12 protein-coding genes are annotated in these 12325 nt (G+C 65.5%); all 12 read left to right on the forward strand.

Translation table 11 applies throughout. The features are described 5' to 3' along the window. The first annotated feature begins 3 nt into the window (after window positions 1-3). The gene (locus ACIBCN_RS42460; protein ID WP_396998296.1) at window positions 4-2529 is read left to right on the forward strand and encodes a hypothetical protein; all 2526 of its coding nucleotides are present in this window, start codon (window positions 4-6) and stop codon (window positions 2527-2529) included. Then, window positions 2526-3419 carry a phage tail protein gene (locus ACIBCN_RS42465; RefSeq protein ID WP_396998298.1) on the forward strand — a complete coding sequence of 298 codons (894 nt, stop codon included), beginning with the start codon at window positions 2526-2528 and terminating at the stop codon, window positions 3417-3419. Before ACIBCN_RS42460 ends, ACIBCN_RS42465 begins: the two co-directional genes overlap by 4 nt. Next, complete coding sequence (locus tag ACIBCN_RS42470) at window positions 3419-5038, forward strand: phage tail protein (protein WP_396998299.1); 1620 nt, start codon at window positions 3419-3421, stop codon at window positions 5036-5038. The genes ACIBCN_RS42465 and ACIBCN_RS42470 overlap by 1 nt, the downstream gene beginning before the upstream one ends. A gap of 22 nt (window positions 5039-5060) precedes the next feature. Continuing rightward, on the forward strand, window positions 5061-6104 hold the full coding sequence (locus ACIBCN_RS42475) for a hypothetical protein (protein WP_396998300.1): 1044 nt from the start codon (window positions 5061-5063) through the stop codon (window positions 6102-6104). A 6-nt stretch (window positions 6105-6110) separates the two neighbouring features. Then, window positions 6111-7187, forward strand: a complete 1077-nt coding sequence (locus tag ACIBCN_RS42480) for a hypothetical protein (protein ID WP_396998302.1) — start codon at window positions 6111-6113, stop codon at window positions 7185-7187. Continuing rightward, window positions 7184-8239, forward strand: a complete 1056-nt coding sequence (locus ACIBCN_RS42485) for a hypothetical protein (protein WP_396998304.1) — start codon at window positions 7184-7186, stop codon at window positions 8237-8239. The genes ACIBCN_RS42480 and ACIBCN_RS42485 overlap by 4 nt, the downstream gene beginning before the upstream one ends. A 99-nt stretch (window positions 8240-8338) precedes the next feature. Then, on the forward strand, window positions 8339-9628 hold the full coding sequence (locus ACIBCN_RS42490; protein WP_396998305.1) for a hypothetical protein: 1290 nt from the start codon (window positions 8339-8341) through the stop codon (window positions 9626-9628). Window positions 9629-9838: 210 nt separating this feature from the next. Next, window positions 9839-10276 (forward strand): hypothetical protein, encoded by a 438-nt coding sequence (locus ACIBCN_RS42495; protein WP_396998307.1) that lies wholly within the window; start codon window positions 9839-9841, stop codon window positions 10274-10276. Between the two features lie 359 nt (window positions 10277-10635). Beyond that, window positions 10636-11409 (forward strand): N-acetylmuramoyl-L-alanine amidase, encoded by a 774-nt coding sequence (locus tag ACIBCN_RS42500; RefSeq protein WP_396998308.1) that lies wholly within the window; start codon window positions 10636-10638, stop codon window positions 11407-11409. Then, complete coding sequence (locus tag ACIBCN_RS42505) at window positions 11409-11618, forward strand: hypothetical protein (protein ID WP_396998309.1); 210 nt, start codon at window positions 11409-11411, stop codon at window positions 11616-11618. The genes ACIBCN_RS42500 and ACIBCN_RS42505 overlap by 1 nt, the downstream gene beginning before the upstream one ends. Continuing rightward, window positions 11619-11918: a hypothetical protein gene (locus ACIBCN_RS42510; RefSeq protein WP_396998310.1), complete on the forward strand. Its 300-nt coding sequence runs from the start codon at window positions 11619-11621 to the stop codon at window positions 11916-11918. Between the two features lie 48 nt (window positions 11919-11966). After that, window positions 11967-12275, forward strand: coding sequence for a hypothetical protein (locus tag ACIBCN_RS42515; protein WP_396998312.1), 309 nt, complete (start codon window positions 11967-11969; stop codon window positions 12273-12275). The last annotated feature ends 50 nt before the right edge of the window (window positions 12276-12325 follow it).

Consider the following 12325-nt stretch of genomic DNA (forward strand, 5'->3'; position numbering starts at 1 on the left):
CAAATGAGCTCCGATGTGCGGACTCCGCCGGACTCGAGGAGCCCTTCGACCACACGCCCGCCGGTCATGGCGATGCCGGACATCCTTGCCATGGCCAACAGCGGCCAGCCCGCCCCGGGGCGCAAGGTCACGCTGCCGAGCGGCGCGGTCTGGGCGGGCGGAAAGGTCACCGGGACCTCGATCATCACCCTCCCCGGTGCGGATCCGATCCTGGTAGCCGGCGATTCGTCGGTGTCCGCGAACGGGATCACCGGTGATTTCGTCCAAATCGGTTCGCTGGCCAAGGCTTTCCACGAGATCCTCGGCGCGGTGCCGAGGTTCTTCACGAACTGGATCGCGACCGGCGCGCTCAACCGCTACGACCCGGAAGCCAACGGCGGCAAGACTCGGACCAGGATCGTCCGGGTCAGCTCGAAGGCCACCCTGTCCAATCTGGCGCAGGATCGCAAGGGCAACAACAACTCCGGCGACGAGGTGGTCGATGAATCGGGCGTGCCCGATTCGGGTATCGGGGGCCGGACGCCGCAGCGGTTCGCGAGCGGCGGCATGGTGTCGGGCCCCGGTGGGTCACGGGAAGATCGGGTTCTTGCTCGGTTGTCCCCCGGCGAGTTCGTGGTCAACGCCGCGGCGACATCTGCCGCATTGCCGCTGTTGGCCGCGATCAACGGCGGTTGGGTGCCATCCGCGTCCTACCTGGGCGGCATGCTGCCCGGTTTCGCGGACGGTGGTCTGGTCGGCGCCGAAGGCTCGGCGGCACAGCGGTGGCGCGAACTGCTCCGCAATCCGATCGGCACGGCCGGATCCGACGCGGCCTTCCGTCCACAGGATTTCGGCCTGTTCGGCTTGGTGGCAGATGCCCTGGGCGGCATCGGAAATGCCGCCATCAACGCGGGCGGCGCCGCCGGTGCCGCGCTCGGCTCGGTAGTCGCACCCGCGTTCGGGCCGGGCGGCATGCTGAGCTCGGTCTTCGGGTCCGGTGGCACCGCAGGGGCCCCGACCCGGGAGTCGGCGACCAGCTCGGATCCGGTCGGTCTCGGTGAACCCAATCCGTTGGGCGCCGCTATGCAGGTGCGGACCCAGGGCATGCCGGAGGCGCTCGGTTTCGGTCGCGCGTACCAGGCTCCGATCGGAACCGCGTCGACCGATAATGCGGCCCGTCAGTCGGAGGGACCCGAGGGCTTCAGCCAGCTGGGGTCGTTGTCGAATGCGTTGGCGCAGGGGATAGTCGGTGCGGCAACGGAGGCGGGTGGCCGAGTCGGTGCGGCCTTGGGTTCGGTGCTCGCACCGGCGCTAGGCCCCGCAGGCGAGTTGGCGCCGGCGATCGGCGAGCAGCTCGGCAGTCTGATCGGCTCGAAGTTCGGCGGCAGCCTATCGGCGTCGATGACGTTGTCCGGCGAAACCGGCGGCGCCAGCGGGCCGGCCAGCCTCGGTGCCGGGGAAGCCGCAGGCGGCGGCGCGGACGGAAGTTCATTGGTGCCGCGGCAGACCGAGTCCGGCGCTGAGGCGTCCGGCTCGCGGGCCTCGTATTCCGGTGGCGGCGGGTCGAGTTACAGCTACGGCGCCAGCCCGTCGACTGCCCAGCAATCCCCGACAGGTTCGTATCTGATCCGCAACCGGCCAACGAAGAACGGCCTGCGAGGCGAGCCGGGCGCCGGGTCGGCGGTCCCGGGGGATAGCTCCCTCGACACCCCGAATGATCTTGTACCGCAGGGCGATTCACCGACCGCGGGAACGCCGTCGGTCGGCGCGGCGGGATTCGGGGCGCAAACACTCGCGCTGAGCGACGAGATATACGACCCGACGAAGAGCAGCTTCAAAGATTTCCTCAACGTCGCGGGCGGCAAACTCGGCGGGGACGCGGCCGCGACCCTCGCGCCGCTGCTCGGCGAGAACGGCAACCAGATCGTCGAGGCCGGTGCCCAATTCGGCGCCGCGCAGGGCGACGCGCTCGGTGACATCTACAAGAGTGCCGATCCCGAAGGCAAGTGGTCGTCGAGCATCGCCTCGGTCGTCAAGAAGTACACCGGCGTCGACTGGAACCCCACGGGCACACAGGCTCCGACGCCGGAGATGACCGACGATCAGCGGACTGGCCTCGCCGCCTTGCAAGGCGGCATCAGCGGCCTGCAGCAACACGGCGTGGTCGGCGGTATCACCGGCGCGATCAAGGGCGCGGCGTCGTCGATCGGCAGCACGATCGGTACGGCCGCCGGGACATTGGTCGCCCCGTTCCTCGGTCCGTTGGGCGCGCTGGCGCCCGCGGTCGGCTCGATGATCGGTTCGGTGGTCGCCGGCACCGCCGCGGAGTTCGTCACCAAGCCGATCGAAGTCGTGGCCGGCGCCGCGAAAGAGGAGCTCGGCAGTGGTTTCGGCCTGACCGACCTTGCCAAAGGTCCGGGCGGTCGCACCGCCCGGGGAGACATCTACAACTTCAACGGCATGGACCCCAAGAGCGCCGCCATCGCGGTGGAGCGGGTTCACCGGCGTCGCACGGTGGCGCAACAACGCGGAGGAGGGCTCGGCCGATGACCCACCAGCTACTGGACAGCCAGTACACGAAGGTCGTCCTGTGGGATATCAACGGCCGGGTGTGGCACCTGTCCGGCTCGAACGCCGGTCGTGAAGGCGTCCGGCTGTCGAACCAGACCGGATTCATGTTCGCCCCGGTGCAACTGCTCGTCAACGAAGGCGCCCGCCAGGACGGCGCGACCTTCCAGCGGTCGGTCCGCGCGAAGAAGGAATGGGACTTCATCGCCGTAATCTCCCAGTCCGCGAAAAGCACCGGCACCAACCCGGTTCGGGACTTCTACGCGGTGCACGACGCCTGGTTCCGCGGCTGGTCCACCGACAAGCCGTCCACGATCGGGTTTTTCACCCGTCATCAGGGCTGGCGGTTTCAGCAGGTGCAGCTCGACAGCGCACCCGAGGCGGTCGGCGAGATCGATCCGGCACGCAATGCTCTTGCGCTGTACAAGATGTCCGCGACGGCGATGGACCCGCTGGAACGGCATCTCGAGGAAACCGCGGTGTGGACCAACACTTCGGCACTCAATGAGGGCAAGGTGCGGGCGCGCAACGCGGCCGACCAGCCTGCCTGGCCGCGATACACGATGAATGGTCCCGGTCGCTGGGCGATTCTGGATCCGACGGGCGATGCCCAACCCCGGATGGTGCAGACGCCGAGGCTGACGGCCGGCCAGACGCTGCGGATCGATACGCATCCGCGGCACCGCACCGCTCGCCTGTACTCCGGGAATTCGCCGATATTCCAGAATATCTGGGGCCAGCTGGCCGGCCGCCGATGGCTCACCGCGCTGCCGCCATGGGGTGCCACCGACATCATCGTGCAGATCGACGGCGGCACTGTGCAGTCCAGTCTGATCGTCTCGGTCACGCCGCGATCGTCGAGGCCGTTCTGATGAGCATGCCGACATGGGATCCGCAGGCCGAAGCCCTGCGCATGGACAAGGCGTACAAGGACGAGCAGGAATCGCTGCGCGATCCCGATGTCCTGGTGCGCTATTGGGACAAATGGATGCAGGAGGTCGGCGAGGAACACAGCTACCTCTCGCTGGAATTCACCTATCCGCGCAACGCGCCTGGCGGACTCAAGATGATCTGCCCACGCGACATGGTCCACTTCGACCACCTCTTCAACAATGATTTCAAGGAAGACGCGACCATCCCGATCACCGTGAACACCAAGGGTTTTCGCTGGGATGGCTACATCACCAAAGCGTCGATAGTCCGGGACGAGTACGGCGTCGAAACCGTCGACATCGAAGCCATCCACTGCTGGAACCACATCGCGACGATCTGTTGCTGGGCAAGCCCTTTCGCGCCGATCCTCGCGCAGTTCCCGCGACATATGATCCAGTTCGGGCCGGTCCGCACCATCATCACCAACTACCTGACGACCAACCTGATGCGCCTGCAGGCGCCGGGCTGGGTGCCACCCCAGGACGCCGAGTTGCCGGAGTGGGGCGGCACCGGCAACCTGCTCTTCCCGATCGCTGTCGTCCCGGTGGATCCGATGCACGACACCAGTAAATGGAGTGCGGCATCGGCGCGCTTCGACATGGCCGACAAGCTGTTCGCGCCCATGCTCGAAGACTCCGGTGTCATGCTGACCGCCAGGTTCTTCCTGCCCGGCGAGGACGAGCAGCCCGCGCCGGAGTGGTTCTACCTGGATCGGCCGACCGTCGTTCTCGAGACCGTGGACAAGTCCGGTGTTGTGGGCGCGACAGGCACGCTGCTCGACGGAATCCGTTCCTGGTTCGAGGAATTCGCGGGCGACGGCACCACGCCCAAGCGTTACCCGAATTTGAACTCGACCACCGAATACGAAGCGGTGTACGGCGAGCGACTCAGTCAAGGCACGTTCCGAAATTTCCCATGGGTGTGGTACTTCGAAGGGGAGTACTCCGGTATCGGGAAGTCCGAGGTCGCGCTGCACAAGCCGACCGCCACCGACATCATCGTCGGCGGCCGGTCGCCCGGCTGGGTGAACGCGGGCATCGAAGTCGTGATCAAGGGGTTGTTGTCACTGATCGGGCTCGGCTGGCTCTACCGCGGTCAGCTCAACGACGTGTTCCTCGCGTGGAACGTCTACCGCGATATGGAGCGGGTGCACCGTGCCGGGCCGTACGCCTTCCGCGAGTTGTATATCTCGGGTAGTGACAAGGCCTTCAACCTGGACGGGTTGGTCGCCGCTCGCCAGGGCATCCATCTGACCCGCGGCTACACCAGCAAGCGGGTCACCGTCGAGGACAACGCCCCCTACATCCTCGGTACGGACTATGGGCTCGGCGATCAGATCGGCTTCGCGTTGGACGGCCAGATCTTCACCGATTACGTGACCGAGCTGACCTTCACCGACGACCGCGAGACCGCCGCCAAATGGCACATCGTGGTCGGCGACGGATCCGATGAAGAGGACTCGACCGTCAAGGCATGGCAGCGGCTCGGCCGCGTCGCCGCCGCGATCAAGGATCTGGCTACCGACGTCGGCGCCGATCTCGACCTGCTCATCTTCTGAGCCTTTTCGAAGAGGAGAAACCATGGCGGACCTAACTTTTCCCGCCCACATCACGATCAGGCGGGCGCCCGACGTCGACGGGTTGCCAGTCCTGACCGCGCAGACGACCGTCTCTGACGGCTTCGTGAATCTGGACCTACCGCCCGGCCCACCCGGTGAGCCCGGCAGGCGCGGTCGACCACGCACCACGTTCCGGAAAATGGGCGAGATCGCCAACGCGGCGGCCCGGCCGACCGGGCTCGGTCCCGAGGATCGCGGCAGTTGGTGGCATCGGCTCGACGACAACGGTATGGACGTCTGGACCGGTACCGAGTGGCGGCATTCGCCGGACGCGGTCGGAACGCGGGGGCCGGTCGCCGCGCCGACCTCGATCACCGTCACCGAGACCGTGCGCAGAGAAGACCTGACCGTGCCCGCCGTCGAATTCAGCGGCACGGGCGCGGAGCAGAAGCTGAAGGTGACCGTACCGGCCGGCCTGCGCGGTCCGAAGGGGCCGCCCGGTGCATCCGGACAGATCACCGAGTCACCGGACTACGACAAGGTGCGCACCCCTGGTGTGGGCAGTGTGTTCGCCTACGACCGGTCCAGCCGGAAGTTTCGTTCGTCGGCCGCGCCTCTCGGACTCGGTCCCTGGTCGTGGTACCAGGAAGACTTCGCGGCGCTGCGGCTGGAGGACACCGGCCGTGTCGAGGCCGCCACGTTGACCATCCCGCCATTGCCCTTCCGCTGGCGACCCGTCGTGTACGGGCACATGTTCAGTCGCGCGGACCCCAACACCGCCGGGCTTGCCGCGGAAGCGACTGTGCGGGTACATCATTCGCAGGGCGAGATCGTCGCCACTTCCATCGCCGCGACAGGCGATTGGCTCTACATGCCGGTCACTCCGTGCTACCGCGACGGCACCACGACGAAAGCGTTGTCGCCGACCTCGGATTTCGCCGCCGTTCCCGCGGGGCAGCCCGCGAATCTGGTGGTCGCGGTCGAGAAGGTCGGCTCGGGCGGCATCAAGATCGGGTTCAGGCCCGACCGCGCGTCGCTTGTCGTCTTCGCAGAACCTATCGAGTGAGGTGAGATGTCCACTGTAAGAGAGTATTTCGCATCTACGCAGATCCGTGGCATCGATGAGGGTGTCGGTGCGCCGGGTGTAGTGCAGGCCATGCACGGTACGCCAAGCGACGGTTCCCTGGAGTTGATGACCGGCACGCCCGGAAACCGGGGTGACCAGGGTGCACCCGCGCGGCCGTTCCGTTGGGAAGGTGACATCGCGGATCAGCCAGCGCTCTCTGCGCTCGCCCCCAAGCTGACGATCGCGCATGCGGGCAAAGCGTGGCGGGTCTTGTCCACCGGCGCGCTGGTCTACTGGAATGGCACCGGATTCGACGAGTTCGCTGCGGCTTTCGGTGCCGCGGGACCCGACGGTCAGCCGTGCACGATCACCATCGGCGCGGTGGACACCGGACCCGTAGGGTCAGACCTCCGGGTAACGATGACCGGCACCGCACCCGATCTGACGCTGAATCTGACGGTGCCGCGAGGCGTCAAGGGCAAAAGGGGTGAAGTCGGCGGCCCTGGGCCGATCCGCAATGCGCCGGACTATGCGGACGGTCCGCACGTCGACCGAGCCGTACCAGCTTGGGACTCGGTCGCTGGGAAGTGGAAGCCTCGGCCCTACCCCGGTTTACGTGGACCGTGGACCCTGCTCGAGGGCCGTTCTTGGGATGGCAGTCCGGGCTTTGCCGGCTCGGAGACCGGTATCACCGCCGCTACGAAAAGCATTGCCCAGCTGAGTATCCCAGCACAAGACACCGACTGGCGTCCGATGATCACCGGGGGTGTCGTCGTGCGGTCCGCCGAGAATTATGATCAATTCACCACCCGTATCGATGCCGAAGTACGGATCGGCTCGGAGGCCGGCCAAATTGTCGCGCTCGGCTCCGGCTTCGTGACCGGCGCCAGTACTCGTGCCCGATTCCAGCCCTTTTACGGGGTGCGCGGAATGACTCCGGACAGCACCGTCGGGGTCGTACCTGCCGGTCAGCCGGTGACGCTGTATGTGCTGCTGCGCCGGGCCACCGGCACGGCCAGCTACGAATACTTCATGGCCGACGCGCAGATGGTGTGCCTGGCCCGACCAGTGGGGGCGCTGTGACCGCCGACGACGCTGTGAACAGCGAATCGACCGTCGTCTACGAGGACGACATCATGATCACCATGCGCGGGGTCGCCGACTCGATCGGGCTGCCCTACACGGTGAACCCGTTCGAGTTGGTCGATCGGGAAGCGCTGATCGAGCTTCGGGAAGGGAGCCAGGGTGCGATCGGGCCGGAAGGCGAGGCGGCGTGGCCGTGGTCGTGGCAGGGCGACATCGCCGACGTGGCCGCGCTGTACCAACTTCGGCTCAGCACGGCGGACGCGCGGAAAGCTTGGCGCGTAGTCGCGGACAACAGCATCTATTACTGGACCGGAATGGGATTCATCGCCTTCAGCAATGCCTTCCGCACGGTCGGTAGCCGGGGTGCGTCGAACCAACTGACCGGAGCCGCCGTCGCGGGAGCCACCGGTTCGGCCGCGGCAGCGCGGGTCACGGGCACCTCGCCGGCCCAGCAACTGGAGATCACCTTTCCGCGCGGTGTGACCGGCGACGCAGGTGACCCGGGGGCGACCGGTCGGATCCAGGATGCCTCCGATGTCCTGATCAACCAGGAACGTCCACTCGATCAGGACCATGTACTCGCCTGGGATGCCGCGGCGCAAAAATTCCGTCCCATACCGAGCCCGAGGCCGAACGGGCCATGGGTGATCGGGGAGAAGCAATTCAGTGCCGCGCAGAACGTCACGGCCGATGTGAAGACCTTTGCCGCAATAACGATTCCGGCACAGCCGACGGCATGGCGACCACTCGTCGAGGGCGGCGTGCAGGTGCAGACGGAACAGCCGACACGCTGCAGTATCGAGGTTCGAATCGGCAGTCCCACCGGCGATCTCGTCGGATACGGGTGGAGTCACCGGGTCCCGCGTGTCGCGTATGTGTTGATCTCGCCGGGTTTTCAGTATCCGACAAAGCCGGGAGCGACATTCGGCGTGGTACCCGCGAACCAGACGGTGACGCTGTACGTCGTCGCGCATCGGGTGGAGGGCACCGGGAGCTACAACATCTACTCCAGCTATTCGCATATCAACGTTCGCGCGCTACCTGTGTAGTCGAACCGCATTTCCCTTCCGGCTGAACACACGGCCGCTCTCATTTCCGCAATCCGGTATGCCGTTTCCGGCTGCCTGCTGTCCGAAAGGCATTGATCCATGGCTGATCTGCCCCCGTTGAAGTACGGCAAAGTCGTCGGGCGCTTTCTCGCAAACGTCATCGACGACGGTGACGTCGGTGACACCCCCGAGTTCGTCCCGCTGACCGGCTCGTTGACCTTCACCGCCGACGCGCCGAAGGTGCTCGTCCCAGGTGCGGAGTTGGGCCCGGCGACCTATGTCCAGCTGCCGAGTCACTATGAATGTCAGCTGGATCAGTGGGGTTTCATCACCTGGCGAGGTCGGCCGGGCGTGCGGCTCGTCGCGCCCAGCGCCGCCACCAATCCCTCGCAGTGGACCTGGCGGGTGTCGTTCGACCTGTCCTACGACGGTGAACGGGTTCCGATGGAATCCTTCAGTTTCACTGTGCCCGAGTATGTTCCGGGAGCCGACCCGCAGAAGCCGGATATCGGAGCGACCGGCCTGGTCGATCTGACCCTGGTCTCGCCGGTGCCGTCCTCGGCCGGTAACGCCGTTGTCATGGGGCCGCGGGGTGAAGGCATCAAGATCGATGGACAGGTCGGCACCTATGCCCAGCTGCCCGCCACTCCCGCCGAGGGCACCCAGTATGTGGTGAGGGCGGACGGGCTGCTGTACGTCTATCACGTGGCGGCGGGGGGCTGGTCGCCGAACGGTCAGGGTGTCGTCATCCGTGGTCAGGCAGGCACCACCGACTGGGCCGGCGTCACCGGCAAGCCCGCGACGTTTCCGCCGGTCATCGGCGCTACCTCGACCACGGCGGTCGCCGGTGACGACCCGCGTTTGACGAATACGCGCACACCCACCGCGCACACCCACCCGGCGAATCAGATCGCCGATTCGACCGCACTGGGCCGGACATTGCTCACCGCGGTCGACGCGGCGGCCGTCCGCACAGCGATCGATACGATCCTCAGCACGGATGCACGGTTGTCCGACGCCCGCACCCCGACGCCGGTCGGCCAGATCTATGACATCGCGTTCAAGTCGCACAGCGGAACTCGTGTCGCCGGTGTCGGCAACGTGATGCCGGAGGGTCTGCGTATCGAGCGCAAGGTAGCGGTCAGTTCGGTGACCTATCGAGGCGAAACCGCGGGCACCGGAAACCTTGTCGTCGAATTGCGGGTGAACGGCACTATGACCGTGACGGGCTCGTCTACGACCATCCCCGCGGCGAATCAGACCGGGGATACCACTATTCCGCTCAGCTACACCCTGAACCCGAATGATCGGGTCACCGTCTTGATCACCACGCTGGATACCGGCGCAGGCAAGGGCCTGCAGGCCAGCCTCAAAGGAGTGACCGTCTGATGGCATCCATGTATGTCGGCTGGCCGATGTCCTATCCACTGCCGGATGTCAATGAGCTACCAGTCTCCGGCGGTTCCGGCACATCGCCGAAGCCGGACGAGCCCGGCGTACCTCCTACCGCTCAGCCCGAGAGCCCCACGAGCGCAACGCCTTCGGCCGAGGTTTAGCGATGGTATTCGTGCTGCAGGCCAGTCTGAAGGGGATGACCGAATGACCTTTATTGTGGCAGGTGGCGTCCCCATCTCGGTCGCACCGATGGGGATGAACAAGAACGGTAACCAGAACGCCGACAAGAACAAGACCACGCAACTGGTGAACTGGGTCGTCCGCCCCGGTTACTCGAGCACGGTGCTGGATGCCAACACACTGCTCGTCGACGCGCCGGGAAATGTGGTTGTCCGAACCCAGGTCACCCTGGCCGGCGGATGGAGTGCCGCGGGCGGCCTATGGGCTCAGCTCGTGCGCAACGGTGTCGAGGTCGCCAGCATCGAATTCGCGCAGGCACAGACCGTCGTGGTCATTCCCGCGCAAGCGATTACGGTCGCGGCCGGCGATCGGATCGCGGTGAACATGGTCAACGGCAACATCCTCAGCGGTACGACGGTTCAAGGCGGTGCGGGCACCTACGTCTACTTCGACGCCGCCTGATGCCCGCCGTCCCGAGCTGAGTTTCCCCCTTTCGCAGAGAAGTCGACGTCGATGCGCTCAAGGCCCCGGCAGCGTGACATTGCGTTGCTGGGTTCAACTGGCCGCGAACTGGAGTTCGTCCAGCCGACATCTGCGAGTCCTGTTGATGCAGAGAAACACTCAGGTAAATAGCGTCGACTTTGTGGTCGGCACCGCCGCGCTCGGCGTCGGCGACATTCCCCTCACCTCGTGACCAACGACCGGATCTGGGTCCGCATGGCGACCCCGACCGAAGGCGGCGTAACCGTGCAGTCGGGCTCGAATACCTACGTGTACTACGACGCCTGACTCTCAGCTCTTCAGAGAAAGGCAGGACAACCATGTCTTGGACCGGCGATCCGGTATGGCTCGCGGAGGTATTGCGCGCGGAGGGCCTGCGAGTTGTGGAATTCCCTGGCTGGCGGGAACGCGGCCACGGCGATTTCGGCGAAATATGGGGCATTGTCGCCCATCACACCGGTGGCTCGAATACCCCGCCGACCGAAATAGCCTATGGGATTCCGTCTTTGGAAGGCCCACTGTCGCAGTTGCATCTGGCGCAGGACGGAACCGTGACGGTGGTCGCCGTCGGTGTCGCTTGGCATGCCGGTGCCGGTTCGTGGCCCGGCCTGCCCGAGGACAACGCGAACTATCACACGATCGGCATCGAGGCCGCTAACAACGGCACCGAGGGTTGGTCTGACCAGCAATACGACGCTTACGTCGGGATCTGCGCGGCGATACTGCGCAAGCTCGGCCACGGGGCCGACCGGGTGATCGGCCACAAGGAATGGGCCGGACCCAAACAGGGCAAGTGGGACCCGGGTGCCATGGATATGAACCAATTTCGCGCCGATGTGGCGGAACGAATGAAAGGCAGTGCACTGATGGCACTTTCGGATATGGAGCAGCGCGAACTGCTCGACAAGTTGCGCAGAGTGCACTTCGAGTTGACCTATGGCTTCCAGTCCCGCGTCGCGGACTCGGAATACCGGGACACGGTGGCGGGCTATGTGCTCAATTCCGACGCCGCGGACTTCCGCAACGAACAGCGACTGAAGGCGCTCGAACTCAAGATCGACCGGCTGCTTGCCGGGGCGCAAGGACGGATCTGATGTCTATCAACAGGATTCCCGAACCCGCGCTGATCCGGTCGGTGCTCGTCGCCGTCACCGGCGTGATCGCCTTCGTGCTCGGCCACCAGATCGATACCGCGTGGATCGAGGCGGTACTTGCCGTGTACGGCCTGCTCACCCCGGTGCTCGCCGGGTTGCTCATCCGACCGGTGGTGACCCCGGTCGACCGGCAGGAAGGCAGGCTATGAATGAGCCAGCACTGGATGAATCCCGAACTGGTGCAGGCCTTCGGCATCGCGGTCGCCACCGTCATCGGGGCGATCACCGCCTGGCAGGCGCGTGAGGTCGGCAAACTCCGCACCCGCGTAGACGTGCTGGAAACCCAAGCGGTAGACGACAAGAAGCGCTTCCGCGAAGCGATCCGGCTGATTCGCGCGCTGCAGCAACACATCGACGAACTGCGCGGCTTCCTTCGCTCGCATGTGCCCGGCCAGGAGCCGCCGAAGGCTCGCTACCGGATCCCGTCCTCCCTGCAAGAGGAAATCTAAAGCAGCACAACCTCGTTCACTGCGGGAACCACAGAGAGTGAAGTAACGATGTACGAGAGCTTTATGGTCGTCGAGGTACAGCCGACGCTGAACGGTGACACCATCCACATCCCAGGGTTCAAGCGAATCCAGGCGGTCGAATGCGATGAACGGTCCAACACGGCCCGGCTGATCATTCGGTACGAAATGGACAGCGTCGAGGTCCACCGGTTGCGGATCGGCGCGGGCGGGGAACAGTTCAACGGCTACTGGGAGCTGGGCGTACAGAAGATGCGCGACGGCCGGCAGATCATGTACTACGAGCACCACGTCTTCCGCAACGGCTCCTGGATCGCGGTCGACGCGCCGGTAGCGTAGCGGGCGCAAAGCCGAACACGCTGTCGGCGAACACATCTGAACATCCCGAA

This window comes from Nocardia sp. NPDC051052 (genome assembly GCF_044456045.1).
Classification (GTDB): Bacteria; Actinomycetota; Actinomycetes; order Mycobacteriales; family Mycobacteriaceae; genus Nocardia.